Origin of the sequence: Vibrio sp. ZF57, assembly GCF_001691235.1 — a bacterium.
In the GTDB taxonomy this organism is placed as follows: domain Bacteria; phylum Pseudomonadota; class Gammaproteobacteria; order Enterobacterales; family Vibrionaceae; genus Vibrio; species Vibrio crassostreae_C.
On record NZ_MAKD01000108.1, the window covers coordinates 18,490 to 41,314 of the forward strand.

At 44.5% G+C, this 22,825-nt stretch carries 25 protein-coding genes; 14 read left to right on the forward strand and 11 right to left on the reverse strand.

The window, feature by feature from the left end; translation table 11 throughout:
- The first annotated feature begins 8 nt into the window (after positions 1-8).
- The 4 genes from folC to purF all read left to right on the forward strand — a co-directional run bounded on the left by folC (position 9) and on the right by purF (position 3,949).
- Positions 9-1,271: a bifunctional tetrahydrofolate synthase/dihydrofolate synthase gene (gene folC, locus A6D97_RS16630; protein ID WP_065584849.1), complete on the forward strand. Its 1,263-nt coding sequence runs from the start codon at positions 9-11 to the stop codon at positions 1,269-1,271.
- Positions 1,272-1,847, forward strand: a complete 576-nt coding sequence (locus tag A6D97_RS16635) for an SPOR domain-containing protein (protein WP_017063432.1) — start codon at positions 1,272-1,274, stop codon at positions 1,845-1,847.
- A gap of 61 nt (positions 1,848-1,908) precedes the next feature.
- Positions 1,909-2,400 carry a CvpA family protein gene (locus tag A6D97_RS16640; protein ID WP_009848678.1) on the forward strand — a complete coding sequence of 164 codons (492 nt, stop codon included), beginning with the start codon at positions 1,909-1,911 and terminating at the stop codon, positions 2,398-2,400.
- Positions 2,401-2,434: 34 nt separating this feature from the next.
- A complete protein-coding gene (purF, locus tag A6D97_RS16645) occupies positions 2,435-3,949 on the forward strand; it encodes an amidophosphoribosyltransferase (protein WP_017062345.1) in 1,515 nt (504 codons plus the stop codon).
- A gap of 99 nt (positions 3,950-4,048) precedes the next feature.
- Here purF and A6D97_RS16650 read toward each other — a convergent pair whose 3' ends face one another.
- Complete coding sequence (locus A6D97_RS16650) at positions 4,049-4,924, reverse strand: LysR family transcriptional regulator (RefSeq protein WP_017062344.1); 876 nt, start codon at positions 4,922-4,924, stop codon at positions 4,049-4,051.
- A gap of 228 nt (positions 4,925-5,152) precedes the next feature.
- Between A6D97_RS16650 and A6D97_RS16655 the strand changes: the two genes are divergently transcribed.
- The 7 genes from A6D97_RS16655 to recR all read left to right on the forward strand — a co-directional run bounded on the left by A6D97_RS16655 (position 5,153) and on the right by recR (position 11,089).
- Positions 5,153-6,256 (forward strand): response regulator, encoded by a 1,104-nt coding sequence (locus tag A6D97_RS16655; protein ID WP_065584850.1) that lies wholly within the window; start codon positions 5,153-5,155, stop codon positions 6,254-6,256.
- Between the two features lie 148 nt (positions 6,257-6,404).
- A complete protein-coding gene (locus A6D97_RS22070; protein WP_017067606.1) occupies positions 6,405-6,542 on the forward strand; it encodes a hypothetical protein in 138 nt (45 codons plus the stop codon).
- 74 nt (positions 6,543-6,616) lie between these two features.
- On the forward strand, positions 6,617-6,988 hold the full coding sequence (locus tag A6D97_RS16660; RefSeq protein ID WP_029225617.1) for a YbaN family protein: 372 nt from the start codon (positions 6,617-6,619) through the stop codon (positions 6,986-6,988).
- 161 nt (positions 6,989-7,149) lie between these two features.
- Entirely contained in the window at positions 7,150-7,695 is a 546-nt protein-coding gene (gene apt, locus A6D97_RS16665) for an adenine phosphoribosyltransferase (protein WP_017062340.1), read from the forward strand.
- An 18-nt stretch (positions 7,696-7,713) separates the two neighbouring features.
- Complete coding sequence (dnaX, locus tag A6D97_RS16670) at positions 7,714-9,930, forward strand: DNA polymerase III subunit gamma/tau (RefSeq protein ID WP_065584851.1); 2,217 nt, start codon at positions 7,714-7,716, stop codon at positions 9,928-9,930.
- A 152-nt stretch (positions 9,931-10,082) separates the two neighbouring features.
- The gene (locus tag A6D97_RS16675) at positions 10,083-10,412 is read left to right on the forward strand and encodes a YbaB/EbfC family nucleoid-associated protein (protein WP_017062338.1); all 330 of its coding nucleotides are present in this window, start codon (positions 10,083-10,085) and stop codon (positions 10,410-10,412) included.
- A gap of 77 nt (positions 10,413-10,489) precedes the next feature.
- Entirely contained in the window at positions 10,490-11,089 is a 600-nt protein-coding gene (recR, locus tag A6D97_RS16680; RefSeq protein ID WP_019823189.1) for a recombination mediator RecR, read from the forward strand.
- 54 nt (positions 11,090-11,143) lie between these two features.
- Here the strand turns inward: recR and A6D97_RS16685 are convergent, their stop codons facing one another.
- The 3 genes from A6D97_RS16685 to A6D97_RS16695 form a co-directional block, all read right to left on the reverse strand.
- Positions 11,144-11,815, reverse strand: a complete 672-nt coding sequence (locus tag A6D97_RS16685) for an outer membrane beta-barrel protein (RefSeq protein WP_065584852.1) — start codon at positions 11,813-11,815, stop codon at positions 11,144-11,146.
- A 373-nt stretch (positions 11,816-12,188) separates the two neighbouring features.
- Complete coding sequence (gene aqpZ / locus A6D97_RS16690; RefSeq protein ID WP_065584853.1) at positions 12,189-12,878, reverse strand: aquaporin Z; 690 nt, start codon at positions 12,876-12,878, stop codon at positions 12,189-12,191.
- Positions 12,879-12,971: 93 nt separating this feature from the next.
- On the reverse strand, positions 12,972-13,220 hold the full coding sequence (locus A6D97_RS16695; protein ID WP_004734153.1) for a YkgJ family cysteine cluster protein: 249 nt from the start codon (positions 13,218-13,220) through the stop codon (positions 12,972-12,974).
- A 159-nt stretch (positions 13,221-13,379) separates the two neighbouring features.
- Here A6D97_RS16695 and A6D97_RS16700 point away from each other — a divergent pair, with 159 nt between their 5' ends.
- Positions 13,380-13,817, forward strand: coding sequence for a YcgN family cysteine cluster protein (locus A6D97_RS16700; RefSeq protein ID WP_017067609.1), 438 nt, complete (start codon positions 13,380-13,382; stop codon positions 13,815-13,817).
- A 106-nt stretch (positions 13,818-13,923) separates the two neighbouring features.
- Here the strand turns inward: A6D97_RS16700 and A6D97_RS16705 are convergent, their stop codons facing one another.
- From A6D97_RS16705 to gap, 6 genes are all read right to left on the reverse strand, one after another.
- On the reverse strand, positions 13,924-15,810 hold the full coding sequence (locus A6D97_RS16705) for a BCCT family transporter (RefSeq protein WP_017059387.1): 1,887 nt from the start codon (positions 15,808-15,810) through the stop codon (positions 13,924-13,926).
- Between the two features lie 122 nt (positions 15,811-15,932).
- The gene (locus tag A6D97_RS16710) at positions 15,933-16,286 is read right to left on the reverse strand and encodes a hypothetical protein (RefSeq protein WP_065584854.1); all 354 of its coding nucleotides are present in this window, start codon (positions 16,284-16,286) and stop codon (positions 15,933-15,935) included.
- Between the two features lie 276 nt (positions 16,287-16,562).
- On the reverse strand, positions 16,563-17,516 hold the full coding sequence (locus tag A6D97_RS16715; protein ID WP_017059385.1) for a ChaN family lipoprotein: 954 nt from the start codon (positions 17,514-17,516) through the stop codon (positions 16,563-16,565).
- A gap of 75 nt (positions 17,517-17,591) precedes the next feature.
- Positions 17,592-18,407 (reverse strand): 23S rRNA (guanine(745)-N(1))-methyltransferase, encoded by an 816-nt coding sequence (rlmA, locus tag A6D97_RS16720; RefSeq protein ID WP_017059384.1) that lies wholly within the window; start codon positions 18,405-18,407, stop codon positions 17,592-17,594.
- A 111-nt stretch (positions 18,408-18,518) separates the two neighbouring features.
- A complete protein-coding gene (locus A6D97_RS16725; RefSeq protein ID WP_017059383.1) occupies positions 18,519-19,403 on the reverse strand; it encodes a D-hexose-6-phosphate mutarotase in 885 nt (294 codons plus the stop codon).
- Positions 19,404-19,645: 242 nt separating this feature from the next.
- On the reverse strand, positions 19,646-20,641 hold the full coding sequence (gap, locus tag A6D97_RS16730) for a type I glyceraldehyde-3-phosphate dehydrogenase (protein ID WP_017059382.1): 996 nt from the start codon (positions 20,639-20,641) through the stop codon (positions 19,646-19,648).
- A gap of 319 nt (positions 20,642-20,960) precedes the next feature.
- Here gap and msrB point away from each other — a divergent pair, with 319 nt between their 5' ends.
- Positions 20,961-21,398, forward strand: a complete 438-nt coding sequence (gene msrB / locus A6D97_RS16735) for a peptide-methionine (R)-S-oxide reductase MsrB (protein ID WP_080582205.1) — start codon at positions 20,961-20,963, stop codon at positions 21,396-21,398.
- Positions 21,399-21,573: 175 nt separating this feature from the next.
- On the opposite strand, the gene A6D97_RS16740 is transcribed toward msrB, so the two are convergent.
- Complete coding sequence (locus A6D97_RS16740) at positions 21,574-22,380, reverse strand: DUF2989 domain-containing protein (protein ID WP_017059380.1); 807 nt, start codon at positions 22,378-22,380, stop codon at positions 21,574-21,576.
- A gap of 113 nt (positions 22,381-22,493) precedes the next feature.
- Here A6D97_RS16740 and A6D97_RS16745 point away from each other — a divergent pair, with 113 nt between their 5' ends.
- Positions 22,494-22,775: a DUF1315 family protein gene (locus A6D97_RS16745; RefSeq protein WP_010437067.1), complete on the forward strand. Its 282-nt coding sequence runs from the start codon at positions 22,494-22,496 to the stop codon at positions 22,773-22,775.
- The last annotated feature ends 50 nt before the right edge of the window (positions 22,776-22,825 follow it).

The window sequence follows — 22,825 nt, forward strand, 5'->3', positions numbered from 1 at the left end:
TGAGTTAGATGAGTCAACAACCTATTCCTCAAGCCACATCCTCTTTGGAGATGTGGCTTGATTATTTATCAAACATCCACACAAGCGCTATTGATCTTGGATTAGACCGAGTTCAGGCCGTCGCCTCTAAGGCAAACCTCACCAAACCTGCTCAACATGTTATTACTGTTGCCGGAACCAATGGCAAAGGCTCAACATGTGCACTGATGGAAGCGATTCTATTGGACGCTGGTTACTCAGTTGGTGTCTACAGCTCTCCTCACTTAATTCGCTATAACGAACGTGTTCGTATCAACGGCCAAGATCTATCTGATGAAAAGATGGTTCAGTCTTTCGATTTCATTGAGAAAGAGCGTGGCGAAATCAGCCTGAGTTTTTTCGAATATGGCACTTTAGCGGCGTTACGTGCATTTCAAACTGAAGCGGTTGATGTTGTGCTTTTAGAAGTGGGTTTAGGCGGGCGTTTAGACGCGACCAATATCGTTGAGCATGATGTTTCTGTGATTACTAGTTTGGCTGTCGACCATGTTGACTGGCTAGGTGATGACATCAATGTGATTGGTTTTGAGAAAGCGGGCATTTATCGTAGCGGTAAACCCGCTATCTGTGGTCAACCCAAGCCACCGGCTACGGTTGCAGCGCACGCTGATGACATTAAGGCTGAGTTCTACCAAGTCGGTATTCAATACACTTATGATGTTGACGGTGATACGTGGAACTGGCGCAGTGGTGCATTCCAACTAGAATCGCTACCTATTCCAAGCCTGCCGTTACCTAACGCTGCAACAGCGTTGATGGCATTGGGCACATCAGAGCTTAGTATTAGCGACGTGAACGTGGTTAACGGCATGAAGAATACGCAGCTTCCTGGGCGTATGCAGCAAATTAGCGAACAACCGGTGATTGTGCTTGATGTAGCACACAACCCGCATTCTGCTGAGTACTTTGCGCAGCAAGTCGCGAAGAAGTATGCAGGCAAAAATTTACACGTTGTAGTCGCCATGCTTCATGACAAAGATATCCCCGCGACATTGGAAGTATTAGCTCCAATAACAACACATTGGTACCCAGCTTCGCTGAACGGCCCACGAGCCGCAACAGCCGCTGAATTGTGTCAAAGCTTACCTGAAGGTGTAGAGCGGTATTCAAACCCTGTTGTAGCGTTTGAAGCGGCTTTAGCTTCTGTTAAAGGTGACGATGTTGTGTTGGTTGTCGGTTCTTTCCATACAGTGGGTGAAGTGTTGGAGCATTGGCAGAAAAAAGGAAACTAAATGGCAAGTAAATTCCAAAGCCGGTTAGTCGGCACCATCATTTTAGTGGCCATTGGCGTGATTGTATTGCCCGATGTACTAGATGGTAAGAAGCTCCACTACAAAGAAGAGTTTGCAAGCATTCCAATTAAGCCTGAGCTTGATAGTAATGTTGAAGTGTTTGAAGTACTCGATCCCGTTGAAGATCAGATAGCGCTACCGGATTCTCCGGTTGAGCAAGTGGTTGAAAGTGGTCGTACTGATAATTCAAACACGCAAACCGCGTCTTCTTCTAATGATAAAGAAGCAGACAAAGTGGCAGTTGTGGTTAAGCCGGTACCTGAAAAAAATGAATACCAAGACAGTGCTTGGATTATTCAATTGATGGCTTTGAAGAATGCTGACAACGCAAAAAACGTTGTTAAGGATCTGCAAAAGCGCGGTTATCAGGCTCACACCAAGCAAGAAAAAACTTTTACGCGAGTAATTATTGGCCCGGATGTCTCTAAATCCAAACTTGAGCGACAAATTAAGGAATTAGAAAAAATTACGGGTTCAAAAGGCCAGTTGCTCAAATTTAAACCGTTAAATCCATAAGAAAACGTTTGCGTCAGCATTTTTTCTGTTAAAATGCGCGCCAACTTAAGATGAAGAATTCATGAATTGGTTAGATTTTGTCATTTTAGGCGTGATCGGCTTCTCTGCCGTGATCAGTTTAGTTCGTGGTTTCGCTAAAGAAGCCTTGTCACTCGTTATTTGGTTTGGAGCATTTTTTATTGCTAGCCAGTACTACGCTAAATTAGCGATGTACTTCACCAATATCGAAGATGAGATGTTTCGAAACGGAACTGCGATAGCAGCATTGTTTGTTGCAACGTTAGTTGTGGGTGCCTTAGTTAACTATGTCATCGGTCAACTAGTTCAGAAAACAGGCCTGTCAGGTACAGACAGAATCCTCGGTGTCGTCTTTGGTGGCTTACGTGGTGTTTTGATTGTTTCTGCAGTGTTGTTTTTCATGGATGCGTTTACTGCATTCCCAAGTTCTGAGTGGTGGAAGAATTCGCAATTGGTTCCAGAATTTAGTCGAATCATTGCGCCGTTCTTCGAGCATTTACAAGCAACATCTAGTTTCTTATCTGGCGCGCTCTAGCGCCAGTTAATGTCGAAAAATCGAGGATTAGGACATGTGTGGTATTGTTGGAATCGTGGGTTCAACACCTGTAAACCAGTCTATTTATGACGCTTTAACGGTATTGCAGCATCGTGGCCAAGATGCCGCTGGTATTTGTACCATAGAAAGCAATCGTTTCCGTCTGCGTAAGGCGAACGGTTTAGTAAAAGATGTTTTTGAAGCAAAACACATGCAGCGCCTACAAGGTGAAGTTGGTATTGGCCATGTTCGTTATCCTACTGCGGGTAGTTCAAGTGCGTCTGAAGCTCAGCCTTTCTACGTAAACTCTCCTTTTGGCATTACGTTGGCGCACAACGGTAACCTGACGAACGCAAACGAAGTTCGTGAGAAGTTGTTCGAAAAAGACCGTCGTCATGTAAACACAACCTCTGACTCTGAAGTTCTACTGAACGTATTAGCTCATGAGATCGATACTGTTAAAGGTAACGTAACTTCAGATGACGTTTTCCGCGCTGTGGCAAATGTGCATCGTACAATTCGTGGTGCTTACGCCGTAACGGCGATGATCATCGGCCACGGTATGATCGCATTCCGTGACCCACATGGTATTCGTCCATTGTGTCTTGGTAAGCGTGAAGTTCAAGGTAAAACAGAGTACATGGTTGCGTCTGAATCGGTAGCACTCGATGCTGTTGGTTTCGACTTCATGCGCGACGTAGCACCAGGTGAAGCTATCTACGCAACGTTTGACGGTGAGCTTTTCACTAAGCAATGTGCAGACAACCCACAACTAAACCCATGTATCTTTGAGTTTGTATACTTTGCACGCCCAGATTCATTCATCGACAAAATCTCGGTTTACAGCGCACGCGTTGAGATGGGTGAGATGCTTGGTATGCGTATTAAAGAAGAGTACGCAGACTTAGACATTGATGTAGTTATTCCAATCCCTGAAACATCAAACGATATTGCGCTACGAATCGCTCAAGCGATCAATAAGCCATACCGTCAAGGTTTCGTGAAAAACCGCTATGTTGGCCGCACATTCATCATGCCAGGTCAGCAACAACGTAAGAAGTCGGTTCGCCGTAAGCTCAACGCAATTCGCTCTGAGTTTAAAGGTAAGAACGTTCTTCTGGTTGACGATTCTATCGTTCGCGGCACAACATCAGAGCAGATCATTGAGATGGCTCGTGATTCTGGCGCAAATAAGGTCTTCATGGTTTCAGCTGCTCCAGAGGTTCGCTTCCCTAACGTTTACGGCATTGATATGCCGAGCGCGACAGAGTTGATTGCTCATGGTCGTGATAACGAAACGATTTGTAAGCAGATTGGCGCAGACGCCTTGATTTTCCAAACGCTACCAGATCTGATTTCTGCAGTGGGCATGGGCAATCAAGACATCTCTCGTTTTGATACTTCTGTATTTAACGGCGAGTATGTAACGGGCGATATCGACCAAGTGTACCTAGATTTCCTAGACTCTTTGCGTAATGACGACTCAAAGGTTCAGCGTGAGATTCAACAAGATCTTGCTAACTTAGAGCTACACAACGAAGGCGCTTAACTAGCGTTTCGTTAGTCATACAGAGTTTCGCTAGCGATACAGAAAATAAAAAACCAGAGCATCGGCTCTGGTTTTTTGTTTATAGAGAAGGGGATTGACCTAATGAATGTGGTATGCGATCACAAAATCAATAAACAATCTCACTTTCTCTGGTAGATGGTCTTTGTGGTTATAAAGCATGTAAATATCACGAGGGTTAGCGCTCCAGTCTTCTAAGACTTGCACTAAGCTGCCATCTTCAATGTATTCACGAATCATCACGTCAGGCATCAGGGTGATACCTAGGCCTTCTGAGCACGCTTGTCTTACGACATTAAGCGCATTGGCGTTGAAACGGCCTTTCTCGCTATTCACCACCGTCTCTTCATTCGAATTACTCAGCTGCCACTTAATCAGCGGGTAGCCTTTGAGTAGCGAATGGTTCGCTAGCTCTTCAGCATGGCTTGGAGCTGGGTTCTTCGCTAAGTACTCAGGGCTCGCGATAAGAATATCTTTGACTTCACTGATTTTTCGAGCGATTAGGCTTGAATCACGCTGAGGGCCGACTCGGAAAATTACGTCCCACTCCGTTGGATCCAGCTGATCCGCTTGGTTGTTCATCATCAGCTCAATATTGATATCAGGGTATTGAATCATGAATTCACTGAACATTGGCATCATCATGCGCTTGGTCAGGTTTGAGGGTGCCGTAATACGAATCTTACCGGAAGCGCCTTTGCACACGTCAGTTAACTCTTCTGCAGTAGAAGAGAGACGTTGCAACAGCGGAGAGCATTCATTGAAGAAACGTTCGCCTGCCTCTGTTAAAGAAAGTTTACGCGCGTGTCTATTGAGAAGCCTAAGGTTCAAAGAATCTTCTAAGGCTTGGATGCGTCGTGTGATGGTCGCAACCGGAATCATAGTCTTGCGCGATGTTGCGGTGTAGCTCCCATTTTCAACGACGAGTCGAAAGAGGTTTAAATCATCTAATTTCATAAATCCAGACACATTTGTTTACAATCTCATCTAATTTATACGTAACAGTGAGATCAATGTTTGCGTTACGTCAACTCGTTGCACTATTTACAAGTATTCCAACCCTCGTCACGAATTACCAGTAAAGAGTGCAAATTTGTGTATTTAGCATTTTATTACTAAGTTTTATATTAGTTCTTAGAACAGATAACAATAATAATTCGACTTAGTTTTGTGAGGTTATAGATTATGTACAAAACTCACAGTCAGCCAGTAATGACCTTGGCTCAGGAAGTAATTAACCAAAAATGCGTGATGTTGGTTGATGATGATCCTATTTTTCGCCGTATAACCAGCGCGTACCTAGACAAGGTCGGTTATAAAGTGGTTGAGGCTGAAAATGGACTGGACGCTTTGCAGAAACTTAGAGACTCAGCGCCAGATTTAATTGTGTGTGACTTATCAATGCCAATACTTGATGGCATAGAGCTTGTGGAAGAGCTCAGTTTAGAGTACCCGTCACTGCCTATGATCGTTGTGTCTGGCACTGATGATATGTCTGACGTGGCGAAAGCCTTGCGATTTGGTATTAAAGACTTCTTGGCGAAGCCGTTAGAGGATCACCGTCACCTGGGAAGTGCGATTGCGAATACATTGACAGATTCGTTCGATAACATTTCAGACCAACGAGATTTTTCGAGCCAATGGTTCTGTGTGGATGATGGGGGAGAGATCCCTGAAGACCAAGAACTGCATTGGCACCTGAATTACCTTCAAGATAACCCAAGCGCAGCAAAAGACTTACTGCATGCGCTGCTTCCAGAGAAAGATACGCGACAAGGCTCATGGCGTTGCAGTTACCGGTTACTGCAATCAACAGAGATGATGCCACTTGTGTTTGACTATGCGTGGATGATGAACGGGCAGTTTGCTTTTTACCTCGTCGATTCATCGTCGTCTGATAATGGCGGCTCCGCGACAACATTGTTAGTGAGAGCGCTGTTCCACGATTACATAAGAAACAGAAAAGATTTTAATGTTGATCTCAAAGATATTGCTGAAATCTTAGAGAAGGGGATTCGTTGCTCTAAATGCTCCACCCCAGTGAATGCCTTGTTTGGTGTTGCTGACCTTGCCGAGGGAACCATCTCCATTTTGCCTGCGGGTCTAGACGGGCAATGGTCGAATGGTGAATTGAATCAATATATTGCAGCAGGTGAGCGCTTGGGTGAGAACTGCAAGAAGAACTTTATTACGCGGGACCTTCCGATCGAACAGGGCTGCCAACTGTCGTTGAGCCTACTTGGAGCGGCAAGTTTTAGTTTAGACATACACCAAGGGTCTACTGATTAACCCTATATTTCCTCGGTTTTTGTGAATAATTGATTAAGGTATAGTTGCGCAAATGGTGTGGCTATGCCTTTTTTGTTAAATGTCGATTTAGCAAAGCGGGTTTGGTTCGCCGGATACTTACCTTCACTAACAAAAACAAGAAGCAATCATGGCAGATAACAAAGACTTTCAAGACCCGTTTAATGTATTCTACTTTTTAGGATTTTTAGCCGCATTTTTAATGATTCCATTGCTACCAGCAACACTTACGTTGATCCGTGTATTCAATGGTTACGCAACATTCTAGTTAAGCTGTCGTCGCCGATTGGTGATAGCTAACTCAAGGAGGCCACAATTAGCGTTCGAGTTTTAAGCCTCAATATTGCTGGTGGCCTTTGTATATTTCTCGCAGTTCTAGGGATAGTTTTGCCCGTTCTGCCAACCACTCCTTTTCTCCTTCTTGCCAGCGCATGCTTCATGCGAAGCAATCCGAAAGTTCATAAATGGATGCATGAGCACAAAACGCTGGGTCCTTTGCTGAACAATTGGTATCAACACGGTGCCGTCACCAAACAAGTTAAAACGCGTGGCGTATTCTTTATCTTGTTGAGTTTTGCGTTATCCATCTACTTTGCCCCTATCATTTGGGTCAAGGCTTTCCTAATTTGTGTACTTGTTATTCTTCTCACATGGTTTATGCGACTTCCAACCCATGAGTTGGTTGCTGACAGCAAAGAAAATCACTACCATTAAGCCAGTGTGCCTGCTTGTATAGCGGGCGTTTATTATTTCAGCAATCAGAGTTATGACTCTCGTTGCAATGAATACCAATCGTACCTTTCCTTAATTCCGAGCGTTGATGTTTGATTCGTTAACGAGAGTTTGGAAAGCGGCCTAATGAAGTGCATAAGATTATGAACACAGAAAAAATCTCTCTGATCAAAGCAAGCATCAAAAGCATTCCTGATTACCCTAAAGCGGGTATTTTGTTCCGTGACGTAACAAGCTTGATGGAAGATCCAGTAGCTTACAAAGCGACTATCGACCTGCTAGCGGAAACATACAAGGACATGGGCTTTACTAAGATCGTTGGTACTGAAGCTCGTGGTTTCCTATTTGGTGCGCCTTTGGCACTTGAGCTAGGTGTTGGCTTCATTCCTGTTCGTAAGCCGGGCAAGCTGCCTCGTCAAACTGTGGCACAATCTTATGAGCTTGAGTACGGCACCGACACTCTAGAAATCCATACTGATGCTATCGTTGAAGGCGATAAAGTGTTGATGGTTGATGATTTGCTAGCAACGGGCGGTACGATTGAAGCAACAACAAAGTTGATTCGTCAGCTTGGTGGTGTGGTAGAACACGCTGCATTTGTTATTAACCTTCCAGAAATCGGTGGTGACAAGCGCTTACAAGGCTTAGGTCTAGAAGTGTTTAGCATCTGCGAATTCGACGGTCACTAATCCTTTTCGGAATTATTCATGAGCTATCTTGCGTTAGCGCGAAAATGGCGACCAACCAAATTCAAAGAAGTGGTTGGTCAAGCCCATGTTTTAACAGCATTAGAGAATGCCCTTAGCCAGAACAGGTTGCACCATGCATACCTGTTCAGCGGTACACGAGGTGTCGGTAAAACGACCATCGGCCGTTTGTTTGCTAAAGGGCTCAACTGTGAAACAGGCATTACCTCAACACCTTGTGGTGAATGTGCAACCTGTAAAGAAATCGATGAAGGTCGTTTTGTTGACCTACTTGAGATTGATGCGGCATCACGTACTAAGGTAGAAGATACCCGCGAGCTTCTGGACAATGTTCAGTACAAGCCTGCACGTGGTCGCTTCAAGGTTTACCTAATCGATGAAGTCCACATGCTTTCTAGGCACAGCTTTAATGCGCTTCTAAAGACCTTAGAAGAGCCGCCTGAGTATGTGAAATTCTTGCTCGCAACAACGGATCCACAGAAGCTTCCAGTAACGATCTTGTCGCGTTGTTTGCAGTTCCATCTTAAGCCGATCAGCGTTGATAATATTCACGAGCAGCTCGATCATATTCTTGAACAAGAAGATGTGACGTCTGAATCTCGTGCGCTTGGAATGATTGCTCATGCTGCTGATGGCAGTATGCGTGATGCGCTAAGCCTTACAGACCAAGCTATCGCATTGGGTAATGGCAATGTCGTAACAGATACTGTTGCTCACATGCTCGGAACACTGGATACCGACCAAGCTATCCACTTGCTTGAAGCGATTAGCAGTAAGCAGCCACAGCAAGCGATGGCGTGTATCCAAAGCCTTGCTGAGAACGGTGTCGAGTGGGATGGTTTGCTGAATCAGCTTGCGGCCCAACTGCATCGTCTTGCGATGTTCCAAGCTTTGCCATCTACATTAGATAAGGCACAGCCTGACGCTGAGAAGCTTGAACTACTGAGCAAAGCGCTTAGCCCACAAGACATTCAACTCTACTACCAGATCGTATTGAAAGGTCGTGAAGACTTACCATTGTCGCCAACCGCTCGCGTTGGTATTGAGATGGTGGTTTTACGCATGTTGGCATTTAGACCAGCTGAACAAGCGGTTGCTACGGCAATCTCGACTCAGTCGGCAAGCCCAGCGCCAGTTCCAGCAGCTCAAGCTCAGAACGTTGCTCAGTCAGTGAGTCAACCTGCGCCAATGGCAGCTCCGAGACAGCCTCAGATGCAACAACAGGCGCCTCAACAGCAAGCTATGCAGCAGCCACCCGTGCAGCAGAATCCAGCACAGTATTCAGATTTGCAAGGTTACGCTGAACATTCAGGCAACCAAGGTTATCCTGAGCAGGATTACCCGCATAGCCAGTATGACGCGCCTCCTGCTTATGATGAGCGTCCAAGCTACGGTGCAGAGCAGCCTCAGCAGCAACAAACGAATTATCAAAACCAGAGTCCGGTTCAACAGCCAAGCGCTGCACCTTCTGCTCCGCAAGAGCAGCCAGCGCGTGCAACTTCGCCTGTGAGTGGTTTACGCCACCAATTACGTTCTCAACGTAGAGGCAGTTCGGCAACAGAAAACAAAGGCTCGGCGCCAAAAAAGGCTAAAGCGACACCAGCTAAAACTTCAGTTCTTGATCGAGTTGCTCAGCAACACGGTGGTTCTGAGCGGGTGTCGCCAGCTTCTTTATCATCCTCTTCGACAGAAAATGTGACCAACGATAATGAACCTTATCGCTGGAAACCGTCTAAACCTGTAGTGAAAGAGGTAAGCAAAGAGCTTACACCTACTCAGATCAAGCGTGCGTTGGAGCATATTAAGACACCAGAAATGGTCGATAAATTGCTTCAAGAGTCGATTGCTCAAGATGAATGGTCAGCCACGATTCAAAAGCTAGAGACAGCCAAGCTTGTTGAACAGTTAGCATTGAACTCAGTGTTTGCTAAAAACGACACATCAATCACTTTAACGTTAAGAGCGAGCCAAGCTCATTTGAATACCGACCGTGCGCAGAGTGAGCTATTGCAGTCTCTCAATACTGTGCTTGGAGAAGAGTGTCATTTGAGTGTTGAAATCGGTGATGGTGGAGAAACGCCGCTAGAATTACGAGAACGACTGTATCAAGGTAAGTTGAAAGACGCGTTTACCGCTTTAGAAAACGATGCCAACGTACAGTTCATTGAAAGACGTTTTGCCGCTGAACTCGACAGAGACAGCGTTCGTCCTATCTAGAACGTTTTCTTGTTTAGTGACCGGCATATCATCCCAGATAAGCAAATCTGAGAACTGAACATCGAGGGGTTGAATCACACTGTTTTAACCCCCATTTAAGCTCGTATAGCTTAATTAATTTTAATAAACCAATTAGACCAGAGAGTATTAACATGTTTGGTAAAGGCGGTATGGGCAACATGATGAAGCAAGCCCAGCAAATGCAAGAGCGCATGCAAAAGCTTCAAGAAGAAATCGCAAATATGGAAGTTACAGGTGAGTCAGGTGCTGGCCTTGTAAAAGTAACGATCACTGGTAGCCACAGCGTTCGCCGTGTTGATATCGATGAAAGCCTAATGGAAGACGATAAAGAGATGCTTGAAGATCTTATCGCTGCTGCTTTCAACGATGCGGCTCGTCGCGTTGAAGAAACTCAAAAAGAGAAAATGGCTAGCGTAACTGGCGGAATGCAACTTCCACCAGGTATGAAGATGCCTTTCTAAGAAACTATTTCTAAAGGTTTATTCAAGCTGCGGTTTATCTTGAGTAAATCGTTACTTGAAAATTAGAACGGTTAAATATGCGTACCAGTCATATGCTGGAGCATTTGATGGAGGCCTTACGTTGTCTACCTGGGGTTGGCCCCAAGTCGGCGCAGCGTATGGCCTTTCATTTGTTACAGCGCGATAGAAAAGGCGGCCTACAGTTGGCTGAAGCTCTTAGCCAAGCAATGACCGAAATTGGTCACTGTAATGAGTGCCGTACTTTTACTGAAGAAGATACTTGCCACATTTGTACCAATCCTAAACGTCAGGAAAATGGTCAAATCTGTGTAGTAGAGAGCCCAGCAGACATTGCAGCAATAGAAGCGACAGGACAATATTCAGGCCGTTACTTTGTATTGATGGGCCACCTTTCACCACTTGATGGTATTGGTCCAAGTGACATCGGTCTCGATGTTTTGGACTACCGCCTGCGTCGTGGTGATATCTCGGAAGTAATCCTAGCGACTAACCCAACAGTTGAAGGGGAAGCGACAGCGCACTACATTGCTGAGCTATGTAATGCCCATGAAGTGAACGCTAGCCGTATCGCTCATGGTGTTCCCGTTGGTGGTGAGCTAGAGCTGGTGGATGGCACCACGCTTTCGCACTCCTTACTCGGTCGTCATAAGATCTAAAAAAGCCGCTCATTGAGCGGCTTTTTGTATTTTTGGGGGAATTGCTAGCGAAAATTAGAAACGGTAATCTACGCTCAGTGTCAACTCGCCGTGGTTTTTCACAGTGTGTGTATCTTTGTAGTGACCATTGTCCCAAGACTCTGATTGAGAAACCGAAGTTGACTCAAACATATGACGGTATTGAAGATCTGCAGACCAATTTGAATTGATCTTATATTGAGCACCTACCTGTAGACCATATGTGAAGTCGGTTTCTTTGTATTTATCTTTAGAAGTTTCTCCGTTGTATTTGTCTTCAAAAGTAAGAGTATTTTGTACAACGCCAGCTGTAGCACCTGCAAATAGTGCAAATTCAGAAGTCAGATAATGTAAATAGTCATACGACGCAAGGTACTCTGACTGCTTTAGGTTTTCAGTATATTTACCATACTCATCACTATCAGAGTAAAGCTCGTTATCACCTGTAAAATTTGCAGTCAACGTTACACGATGATTTGGAGTTAAGTAAGCGCCTGTACGTACACTAAAAGCTGCACCTTTCGCTGTGTTTGACTCTTTACCAGAGGCGTTACCGTCAACTTCATCAACTTCATTAAATTTATATTCAAACTTTGCATGGTGATAACCAACACCGCCACCAACAAAAAATTCAGGGTTAAGGTCAAATGCAGAAACTGAAGTTGAAGCCAATGCCAAAGTGCTTAGCGCTATAATTGTTTTTTTCACTGTATATTCCGATAGCTTTAGTTATGTAGACCACTGCGGTCGAACGGAATGATAGTGGTAATCTTTTGTTTTTATTACTGTTTTTGATTTTGTTATTGTAATGACTTATTTCATATGTATTTGAATACTCAAGAGAAATATACAACATTGGGTAAGGTTTATAGGTGTGTTTTAAAGTTTGTGATTTAGAACAATAATTCTATTTAATTAGTGTGAAATTAGAGCTTTGTATCTAATGGCTTTTACTATCCACCTGTGTAGCGATGATAATATTGAGTTGCCGGATAGAGGTGGTTGATTCTTTAGGAATATGTAATCAGTTAAGCTGCTTCAATAGATTAAACTTAACTGATTACAATAAGTTAGTTGTACACTAATCTGAACCTCTCACCGCTTTGTATATCATCGCGCCAATCACGGCACCAATAATCGGTGCAATCCAGAATAGCCACAATTGCGAAACGGCCCAATCACCGACAAATACGGCTACACCAGTACTTCGCGCAGGATTCACCGAGGTATTGGTTACAGGGATACTGATAAGGTGAATTAGGGTCAAACAAAGACCAATTGCGATAGGTGCAAACCCAGCGGGTGCTTTCGAATCCGTCGCGCCCATAATCACGAATAGGAACACCATGGTCATGACCACTTCACAAACGAGAGCTGCTGTGAGCGAGTAGCCGCCCGGTGAGTGTTCACCATAACCATTTGAAGCAAAGCCAGATGCCGCAGCGTCAAAGCCTGCTTGGCCTGAAGCAATCACAAATAACACACCACCCGCGATAATACCGCCAATGACCTGGGCAATAATGTAAGGTGCGACGTCTTTGGCATCAAAGCGGCCACCGCTCCAAAGACCAATTGTAACAGCAGGGTTGAGATGACAGCCGGATATATGGCCAATAGCAAAAGCCATGGTGAGTACGGTTAAACCAAACGCGAGGGAAACCCCGAGTAAGCCGATACCTACATCGGGAAAAGCAGCGGCTAAGACGGCACTACCACAACCACCTAACACCAACCAAAATGTACCGAATATTTCTGCGATATACTTATTCATAACTATCCTTATTAATCTTTACCAGTATCAATAAGATAGTTTAGTTCTATCAAAGTTGTGAAATCTTGGGCATATATAAGAAGAAAAGTATTGTTAAGTTATTGCTTCGAGCTCAATAAGGTTATCAAGCGCTTCTTGGTCTGTTTTACCACAGATGATAGGGCAGGCTTTGAACTGGTGACATACCTTCGGGCGTGAAGGTTGACCAAATAATTTGCATAGATCTTGCTCATTTAATTGAATGCAGCGTACGCCAGCAGGCTTACCATTAGGCATTCCAGGAATAGCAGATGTAATACTTGGAGCGATACAACAAGCTCCACAACCTAGGCGACATTCCATCAAATTAAACTCACTAAATAACAGGGTGCGCGATAGTAGCAAAAAATGATGAGAGTGACAGCTGTTGATTGAATCAAAGAATGAACAATTATTATCCTTGAACTTTTTATGGGCTAGCGGTATAACACGCACCCCAGTAAAAGAGTAAGAAGTAATCCTATGACGAATCCATTTTGGCAAGAAAAGACACTAGAGCAAATGACCGAGAACGAGTGGGAATCACTGTGTGACGGTTGTGGTAAGTGTTGCCTGCATAAACTAATGGATGAAGATAGTGATGAAGTTTACTACACCAACGTGGCGTGCAGCTGGTTAAACGACAAAACATGTTCTTGTAAAGACTACCCGAACCGCTTCACTTCAGGTGAAGAGTGTTTGAAGCTGACTCGTGACAAGATTCATGAATTCCATTGGCTACCAGATACTTGTGCTTACCGTCTTCTATCTGAATCTAAACCGATTCCTGAGTGGCACCCATTGATTACGGGTTCTAAATCAGAGATGCATGCTGCAGGTGAAAGTGTTCGTAACAAAGTGGTATACGAAATCGATGTTGTCGATTGGGAAGATCACATCTTGAACCACCCGAACCGCTAGTTAACGAAGACTAGTCAATCACCCGAATAAAAAAAAGGCTCACATTTCTGTGAGCCTTTGTCGTATTTAGGAGGGTCCAAATCAATGGACTGTGTCATGGCTAATGTCAAGCAAGCGGTAAGTCTGCAACCACCTGATTGAACGTGATACGAGCATTCTGAGCTTGCTCAGATAACTCGATCTTTTTCGCTTGTGCGGCACTAAGATTACTCTCGGCCTGCTCAAGTGCTTGTTGTAGGTTCTCTGGTAACTCGTGAGTTTCCATTTGTGAACCTTGTTCTAACACATAAGCGCGAATTTCTTTCTTCACTGCGGCAAGTTCTGTGTAAGCAACACGCTCAAGTTCTGCGGCTTCTTGTGCTGCATCTCTTTCTTTCTCAAACTGAGCCAACGCCATACCTTCAGCAGACCAAGGGTCCATGTCTGGCAGTTCTTCGATGTTGATCGTTGGCTCGATATACGCATCTTGATGGCGTAGGTCGAGGTTAGTCGCACGAACCGCTGAAATCATCAGCATCACAGAGATAGCAAGCAGTGGTAAGCCACCAACAATCGCCGCCGTTTGTAGCGTACTTAGACCGCCTAAGAACATTAGAATCGTTGGTAAGAACGACAGAGTAAATGCCCAGAACATACGGTTCCAGCGCATTGGTTCTTCGGTCACGTTATTTTGTACAACAGACGCTAGGATGTATGAGATAGAGTCAAATGTTGTTGCCGTGAAAATGATACACAGCATTGTAAATACAGCGATAACCAGCGTGCTCATTGGTAATTGTGCAAGCATCGAGAAGATAGCTTTGGTTGCGCCTTCCGCATTCAAAATGGCAACGACATCTAGCTCACCAGAAAGCTGCAGTGATAGGCCGTAGTTACCTAAGATCATGAAGAACAGGAAACAACCTAGAGAACCAAAGAAGATCGACCCTGACACCATTTGTTTGATGGTTCTGCCGCGAGAGATACGCGCAACAAACAGACCCATACTCGGTGCAAATACTAGCCACCATGCCCAGTAGAAAATCGTCCAGTCTTGTGGGAAGTGAGTGTTTTCGAATGTACCGTAACCACCAAATGGTTCAGCCCACGTTGCCATCACGAAGAAGTTAGACAGTAGACGACCAATTGAGTCTAAGCCTGTTTCTAACATGAAGATTGTTGGACCCGCGATCAGAACGAAAGCCAGTAGACCCATCGCACCCCAGAAGTTGATGTTACTTAGGATCTTGATGCCTTTTTCCAATCCAGCATAAGATGAGTAAGCAAAAATCGCAGTACACACTAAAAGCACCATCACTTGCGTTAGGTTATTTTTAGGTAGACCAAATAGGTGATTTAGACCTTCAGTGATCAGAGGAGCGGCTAAACCTAATGTTGTTGCAGCGCCGCCTAATAGACCGAAAATGAATAGGATATCAACGATTTTTCCTGGTACGCCTTTACAACGGTGTTCACCAAGAACAGGCATTAATGCGCTTGAAATCTTTAGAACAGGTTGTTTACGTACGTAGAAGAAGTAAGCGATAGGAATTGCCGGGATTAGGTAGATAGACCATGCGATTGGTCCCCAGTGGAATAGGCCGTAGGTCGCAGCCCAGCGTACTGCTTCTTCACTGCCAGGTTCTAGTTGGAAAGGCGGTGATTGGTAGTAGTAAGCCCACTCAATACAGCCCCAATACAAGATACTTGCACCGATACCGCCACAAAATAGCATGGCAGCCCATGATGCAGTTTTAAACTCAGGCTCTTCATCAGCTTCGCCCAGTTTAATTTGTCCCATATCACTGAATACTACGTACACCATAAATGCACAGGCTGCGAGACCTAGAGCAAGATACAGGAATCCGAGTTGATCAGTCATGAATGTTTTCGCAACCGCAATCCAGTCTGCGCCCTGTGCAGGGAACAAAATGAGCGGGAAAACTATCGTGAGTAGGAGTGCTATAGCACCAAAAAAGGTTGGCTTATCGATAAGCTCAAAAGTGTTTTTCACGAGTATTATTCCATTAAAATGAGAGCGGAATTATGGAATGAACTCGTTTTTTAGACCTAATCGGGTCTATTGTCGTAACGATAAATCGCTTTTATTCTAGAGAATGCGATAGGTTGGCAAGGCTAAATGAGTGCGAGAAGAATACCGCCTACGGTTGCCGCTGCGGACAGGTATTGCCCCGCTGAATAAGAACCATCATCTTCTTCTTCAATCTTATCTGGGTGATCCATACCCAAGGCACCATGAGCGAATGACTCAACTTTATCGGTAACTGTCGCGTTTTCTGCTTCGACTTTCTTCGCTTCTTTATCAATTTCTTTTAGGACAGATAAGAGTGCTTTGCCTTCATCAGAAAGCCTAACCGTATTTTGCTCAACCTTAAGCGGTGTAGGCTTTTCAGCTTCGTTAGCTGAACTCTTAGCGTTCATCTGCGAAGGCGAATACAGCTGAGTATTACTCGTTCCTACTGGCGTCATATAGCTCTCCTTACCTATCCTTAAATATAGTATCGGCAGAGGTGTGAAAAACTTGTGCAATTAATCATCGATAGTGATGTTTTTTTATTCGCACATTACATTTTCGTCTGCTTGGTTAAATCGTCTATTTACTAAGCAAGTCTTGTGCCGATAAGAATGTTTGATTTTAGATAGAGTTAGGATGAATGACGGGAACGTGATCAAGTTGTGACGATGGGCTAATTATCTAGGATTAGCCCATCGACTCTTTAGCTTAGAAGAGTGGATCAACAGATCCTACTCACACTCTAGGCTAGCGCTACGTTTTGACAGATGCTTGTATGCCTTCATTCGGTTCTCTTTTTTTACAAAGCGAGCCGGCGGCGAAAGCACTTCAAGCTGATAATCACCGCTATCCGATGAGATCGCTTCAACCGGGCTGATGATGGCGATTTTTAAATCAGGGTTACGACGTAGAATTGATGCCGCCGTCCCTAAACCACCCTCGGTGTGGAACTTGCCAGCCACGTGAATCACTTGTTTATCAGGGTTTGATGCTAGGTAATCCACAATCGACTCAGCCATGGTTTCGTCCCAGGTAACCTGAGCGGCAAACTGCTTTTCTGTTTGCTCTGGCGTACCGTGATGCATAGAAGCCATGAACTTTTCTTTGTAAGGGCTATCGCCAGTATCCACTTCGGCAGCAATCCATTGGCGTTGCTCGGTCGATAATTGGTCTAGGTAAGGCAATCCTTTACGGCCAATACACTGCACGAATGGCTTTGGTGCATTTGCCGCAATAACATCGACGTCGTTGGCTTTTGCGAACTCAACTAACGCGCGGTAATCACTTTCGTAATTTGGCCAAGCTGCCGCTTGAGACATGAGAATTTGTTCGCCAATTTCGCCGTTTAAGTATTGGTCAAGTGTGGCTTGGTGCTCTCGAGTGAACTGTTCCATTGAAAGCGCAATGTTTGATGTTGCGTTGCGGCGCGCTTTTAAGAAGTCGGTTTGGAAGCGGTGAATGGCAGAATGCGTGTGCCATTCGCCAATTAGAACCACATCAGCGTCAATCAGCTGCTCGGGTAATGCATCGAGAGAAAGTGTTTCGCCTTGTGGAGAAGCGAACTGGTAGTCATAGAATGTGGAAACGGATTCCGTTTGAGCCACTTTTTGAGAAGTGTCTTTTGCAGGTTGACTAGCACAAGCCGTGAGAAGAGTAGCTAATCCGATAAGAATAATACGTTGCATGAAATGCCTCCTTGAAGAACACGCATACTAAAGGAGGCAAGATAAGATTTCAATGCAAACGATAATCAATATCAATTAAATTTGTTTGCGGTACACTCGCAGCATAAAGTCAGCTTCACAGTTGAATTGCTCTGCCTCGGTGAGTTGTAGTTTAAACTCTTCACTCGCCTTCCAAGCAAACGGCGTCATCTGTAGCAGGTCGAATGCATCTGACCCCGATAGTTCCATCATATAGTTTAGTTGCTCTTGATGCTCAAGCGTAAAACCTTCGATCACTTCTGGATCTTCGTCGTGCAAGCGAACGCCATCATAAATTGCATCACGCAGTTGATACAGGTGTCGGCTAGCTGGTGTCACGGTGATCACCACACCATTATCTTTGATGGTGCGTTGTAACTCTTCAGCCTTGCAAGGCGCGTAAATGCGTAGAATTCCGTCTAAGCTGTTTTCAGCAAAGGGTAGGCGATGGCTTGATGCAACTGAGAAGTCGACAGCAGGGTAGCGTTTAGCGGCGTATTTGATAGCAATCTTAGAAATGTCTAGGCCAAAAGTAGCCCCTTTCTTTTCTTGAAGATTCACAGCAATTTCGTTGGTGTAATAACCTTCGCCACAACCAATATCCAATAGGCTAGGCGTCTCTTCTGGTAGATAGCGAGAACACAACGTCACCACCGCTTGGCGCATTGGGTCATAGTGGTTACCTTCAAGGAAGCGACGACGTGCCTGCATCATCTCTTTGTTGTCACCTGGATCTTTTGAGCGTTTGTGGTGCGCAGGCATCAAATTGACGTAGCCTTCTTTCGCTAGGTCGAACTGATGGTTCTTTTCACACTTAAACGTACGATCGTTTTGAGATAAAGGTTGGTGACACAAAGGGCATTGGTAAGTCATGGAGACCTCTAAAGGAGAATAGACAGCGCAAGTGTAACGAGCTAAAACCAAAAAGTAAAAGAGCGACATAAAGCCGCTCAAAAATCGTTTTTTATAACTGTATTTATACGGTTATTGGGCACTAATCACAGTGATCAGTTGGTGGTTTTCACCCGGCCGGAGTGTTTTACCGGCTTCTAGGCTTGGCGCGTGCAGTGTTGATTCTACGCACATCATAGTTAGGTAACCATCGTCTTGCATGTCGCCCATACTTGCAGCGCCTTCTGCCCACGGGTTCCACAGTACTGCAGAGTTATGACCGTGGTTTTCAACTGTTAGCGTGCGATCCAGCTTCTTGTCAGCAACAAAGATTTGCGCTTCTGGTTGCGTGTAAACGCGGTCAATCGTGTCGGTCAGTACCAGTTCAGATCCACCTTGGCAGTTCTTGCCACCTTGCAGGCTATCAATGTACTCAGCACCCATACCAGTGGTGGTTGTGTTGTGGATATCGCCAACGTTTAGGTAAGTGTGTAGTGCACCAGAGAAAGTCCATGGCTGAGAATCAGTGTTCTTCACGTCCAGCGTTACTTTTAGTTGTTCGCCGATCTCAACATTCAAGCGAGCATCAAACTGATGAGGCCATACTGCTAGCGTCTCTTCGCTTGGCTTCAGACCTAAGCTAACAATCACGCCAGCTTCGCTTTCACGGTGTTCAACCAATTGCCATTCACTTGAACGGGCAAAACCATGTGCTGGTGCTGCAATGCGACCAAACCAAGGCCAACATACTGGAATACCACCACGCAGAGCCGTTTTACCATCGAACTTAGCTTGTTGGCTCATCCAAATTAGGTCTTCTTGACCTTGCGGTTGGAATGACACCACATGGCCGCCAAACAGTGAAATCGCTGCGTTTGCTTTATCGTGGATAACGCGAACCAGTTTTACACCTTCGTGTTCAACGATAGTGACGTTGTCAGAAAGTACCGCCAGTGCAGGTAGAGTAGATAAATCCATTACATGATCCTTCTAAGGAAATTGAATTCAAATGCTGACTAGAGTGATGCTTGTGTTTTCATGAGTAACAAGCAGAGTCAGTATTAGAATTGAATTTTGCGTTTGGGCTATCTTGATGAGCTTAGACAGACGCGGTTTAAAAGATAGCAGGCATTAAAAAGGCGACACTAAGGTCGCCTTTTTCAAAGTCTGCTCAAAACAGTCTTCGCTAATGCTTATCTAAAGCGATTTCTAAAAAGAAATTACTTAGAGATGTGAGCGATTAGGTCTAGAACTTTGTTTGAGTAACCGATTTCGTTGTCGTACCAAGATACAACTTTAACGAATTTGTCAGTTAGAGCAACACCAGCTTTAGCATCGAATACTGAAGTTTGAACTTCACCGATGAAATCTTGTGATACTACTTGGTCTTCAGTGTAACCAAGAACGCCAGCCATTTCGCCTTCAGAAGCTTCTTTCATTGCAGCACAAATTTCTTCGTAAGATGCAGCTTCTTTTAGGTTAACTGTTAGGTCAACTACAGATACGTTAGCAGTTGGTACACGGAAAGCCATACCAGTTAGAAGGCCGTTTAGTTCTGGAAGAACAACGCCTACAGCTTTAGCAGCACCAGTTGAAGATGGGATGATGTTTTGAGAAGCACCACGGCCACCGCGCCAGTCTTTAGCAGAAGGGCCATCTACAGTTTTTTGAGTTGCTGTAGTAGCGTGAACTGTAGTCATAAGACCAGACTCAATGCCCCACTTATCGTTAAGTACTTTAGCGATAGGTGCAAGACAGTTAGTAGTACAAGAAGCGTTAGAAACGATGTCTTGACCAGCGTAAGATGCTTGGTTAACGCCCATTACGAACATTGGAGTTGCATCTTTAGAAGGACCAGTAAGAACTACTTTCTTAGCGCCAGCAGTGATGTGCTTACGTGCAGTCTCGTCAGTTAGGAAAAGACCAGTTGCTTCAGCAACTACGTCTACGTCGATAGCATCCCACTTAAGGTCTTCTGGGTTACGCTCAGCTGTAACACGTACAGTTTTACCGTTAACGATTAGGTTACCGCCTTCAACTTCAACAGTACCGTTGAAACGGCCGTGAGTTGAGTCGTACTTAAGCATGTATGCCATGTACTCTACGTCGATTAGATCGTTAATACCTACTACTTCGATGTCTGCACGCTCTTGAGCTGCGCGGAATACGAAACGGCCGATACGGCCAAAACCGTTAATACCTACTTTGATAGTCATTGTAGTTGCTCCACAACTTAATTTCTGATTAAAGATAACTGGTAGTAAAATTACAGAATCCAGTATACATCTGCAATAGATAATCCGACTTAACTTGTTTAATGTCAAAAAAAAGCGACGCTTTTCTTAACAATTGGGTGTAAGTGGTTGAAAATTGACCATTGCAAGTGGCTCTGTACCCTTCCAGTTGGGTAAAATACCCCTAAATGATGATTCACTTATGAGTGTATATGTACAATGTTTCCTGGTGAGAAAGTATGTGCTACAAAACGACTCATATGCAAGCCTTTATAGAAAAAAGTAAATATAATAACTGAGAATGTGGAGAGATATTAACGTGATTCAAAAGGGAGGAAATATGATAAAGCCTGATGAATACTGGCGTGAGCGCCTAACGGACGACGAATTTTCAGTGTGTCGTGAGCGTGGTACTGAAGCCCCATATAGCGGCAAGTTACTGCACAACCATAAGACTGGCGTCTATAGCTGCACATGCTGTGAAAGCCCTTTGTTTCTGTCGGATAACAAATATGACTCTGGGTGTGGTTGGCCAAGCTTTGATGCCCCAGTGAATGATGAAGCAGTACGCTATATAGAAGATCTAAGTCACGGAATGAAGCGTGTAGAGATCCGTTGTACCGCCTGTGATAGCCATTTAGGTCACGTTTTTCCAGATGGCCCGAAGACCACAGGTGAACGGTTCTGTGTTAATTCAGTGTCGTTAATTTTCAACAAAAATGACGAAAGTACGAAATAACTTGTAACTATTGTCTAATCCTTACAGGTCGCATTTGTCGATTTAGGAATGCTGAAACGCCCAAGATTTCAGATTTAACTCTAGTACAAATAAAAACAGCTACCAAAAAGGTAGCTGTTTTTATTTGAAAGCAGGTGAGTAACAAGCTTAAGTAAGAACACTATAAATGAAGCGATCAGTAACTCGGGACGATTGAAGGGCTGTAAATTCCATCCTCAATCGCTTCGACGATGTTATCTGCGTCTTTATTTAGCTTCTTATAGGTTGCCTTGTCGAAATGGTACAACACCGTGAGCTCGGCTTCAGAAGCAATCGGCACGTCAAAGTCTTTGGCAACCATTGCCCAAACGTACGCTTTTTCCATATGTCCCAGGCTGTGGTTGATACTGGCCATCGACTTGAAGATTTCAGTGTTGGCTACCGAGCCATTAGAAAGCGTTAGCGCATTATTGAGTAGCTTAAGTGTCTTTATATGATTGCGGGTGGTATAGAAGGTTGCCAAGGCATATTGCATCTCAGCTGTGTTTAACGCTTCAGAGCCTTCTAGTTGTAGGAAACTGCGTCTGGCATTGGTGTCCCCAGTTTGCGACCACAAGAAGTAAAGCGTTTCCGGTGTATCAGATTTCGATAGCTCATCAACAATGCGCTCAGACTCTTCGATACTGTGCATTAAAGAGGTAAAGCGACGCTCTTGCAGCTTAGATTGATCGATCGTTTCGATCTGTGCCGCGAGCTCTAGGCACTTTTTGTAGGCAGTGACTAATTCGAATTCTTTAATTTTGTTGATTTCGGTGGGTTGCTTCTGAACTTCAAATCGATGCCAGATGAGGTCGGTACGTGCGACACGACATTGCCCATCGTTCATGTTCAATTGTTCACACTGAAGACCCGGATTGCTTTGGCACAGTTGATCGGTATTTTTGTTCCCTTCAAGACACCCAACCAGAGTGAAAGGCAATAGGCTAATCGCCAACCATTTCATAATTTTCATATTCCTTCACTTGTGATCAGATGCACTTATTATTGGTCAGGTTCTTGACTCAATTCTGTTACGGGTTATTTTCTGGTGAAAATTGTTAAAACTAAGGCTTTACCATGGATGCAGAACAACTTCTTAGCGCAATGACACCCGAGGTCTACGAACGTTTAACCTACGCAGTTGAAACGGGTAAATGGCCAGAAGGTACGGCGCTCTCAAAAGAACAGCGCGACTCGTGTATGCAAGCGGTTATGTTATACCAATCTAAACATAACTCTGAAGCTCAACATATGACAATTGCAGCTGGTGGTGAGATTAGCTTTAAATCTAAGTCTGAACTAAAGAAACAGTTTAAGTCAGATCAAGAAGACATTGTTAGGGTTAACCCGAATCATTAAGCTTAAATTACAACAAAGGGGTGGCAATGTGCCACCCCTTTTAGTTTAAC

Excerpts from the sequence above, each read along its gene's own strand:
- folC (WP_065584849.1), top strand. The coding sequence starts at position 9 with ATGAGTCAACAACCTATTCCTCAAGCCACATCCTCTTTGGAGATGTGG.
- A6D97_RS16635 (WP_017063432.1), top strand. The coding sequence starts at position 1,272 with ATGGCAAGTAAATTCCAAAGCCGGTTAGTCGGCACCATCATTTTAGTG.
- A6D97_RS16640 (WP_009848678.1), top strand. The coding sequence starts at position 1,909 with ATGAATTGGTTAGATTTTGTCATTTTAGGCGTGATCGGCTTCTCTGCC.
- purF (WP_017062345.1), top strand. The coding sequence starts at position 2,435 with ATGTGTGGTATTGTTGGAATCGTGGGTTCAACACCTGTAAACCAGTCT.
- A6D97_RS16650 (WP_017062344.1), bottom strand. The coding sequence starts at position 4,924 with ATGAAATTAGATGATTTAAACCTCTTTCGACTCGTCGTTGAAAATGGG.
- A6D97_RS16655 (WP_065584850.1), top strand. The coding sequence starts at position 5,153 with ATGTACAAAACTCACAGTCAGCCAGTAATGACCTTGGCTCAGGAAGTA.
- A6D97_RS22070 (WP_017067606.1), top strand. The coding sequence starts at position 6,405 with ATGGCAGATAACAAAGACTTTCAAGACCCGTTTAATGTATTCTACTTT.
- apt (WP_017062340.1), top strand. The coding sequence starts at position 7,150 with ATGAACACAGAAAAAATCTCTCTGATCAAAGCAAGCATCAAAAGCATT.
- dnaX (WP_065584851.1), top strand. The coding sequence starts at position 7,714 with ATGAGCTATCTTGCGTTAGCGCGAAAATGGCGACCAACCAAATTCAAA.
- A6D97_RS16675 (WP_017062338.1), top strand. The coding sequence starts at position 10,083 with ATGTTTGGTAAAGGCGGTATGGGCAACATGATGAAGCAAGCCCAGCAA.
- recR (WP_019823189.1), top strand. The coding sequence starts at position 10,490 with ATGCGTACCAGTCATATGCTGGAGCATTTGATGGAGGCCTTACGTTGT.
- aqpZ (WP_065584853.1), bottom strand. The coding sequence starts at position 12,878 with ATGAATAAGTATATCGCAGAAATATTCGGTACATTTTGGTTGGTGTTA.
- A6D97_RS16695 (WP_004734153.1), bottom strand. The coding sequence starts at position 13,220 with ATGGAATGTCGCCTAGGTTGTGGAGCTTGTTGTATCGCTCCAAGTATT.
- A6D97_RS16700 (WP_017067609.1), top strand. The coding sequence starts at position 13,380 with ATGACGAATCCATTTTGGCAAGAAAAGACACTAGAGCAAATGACCGAG.
- A6D97_RS16710 (WP_065584854.1), bottom strand. The coding sequence starts at position 16,286 with ATGACGCCAGTAGGAACGAGTAATACTCAGCTGTATTCGCCTTCGCAG.
- A6D97_RS16715 (WP_017059385.1), bottom strand. The coding sequence starts at position 17,516 with ATGCAACGTATTATTCTTATCGGATTAGCTACTCTTCTCACGGCTTGT.
- rlmA (WP_017059384.1), bottom strand. The coding sequence starts at position 18,407 with ATGACTTACCAATGCCCTTTGTGTCACCAACCTTTATCTCAAAACGAT.
- A6D97_RS16725 (WP_017059383.1), bottom strand. The coding sequence starts at position 19,403 with ATGGATTTATCTACTCTACCTGCACTGGCGGTACTTTCTGACAACGTC.
- gap (WP_017059382.1), bottom strand. The coding sequence starts at position 20,641 with ATGACTATCAAAGTAGGTATTAACGGTTTTGGCCGTATCGGCCGTTTC.
- msrB (WP_080582205.1), top strand. The coding sequence starts at position 20,961 with ATGTGGAGAGATATTAACGTGATTCAAAAGGGAGGAAATATGATAAAG.
- A6D97_RS16740 (WP_017059380.1), bottom strand. The coding sequence starts at position 22,380 with ATGAAATGGTTGGCGATTAGCCTATTGCCTTTCACTCTGGTTGGGTGT.
- A6D97_RS16745 (WP_010437067.1), top strand. The coding sequence starts at position 22,494 with ATGGATGCAGAACAACTTCTTAGCGCAATGACACCCGAGGTCTACGAA.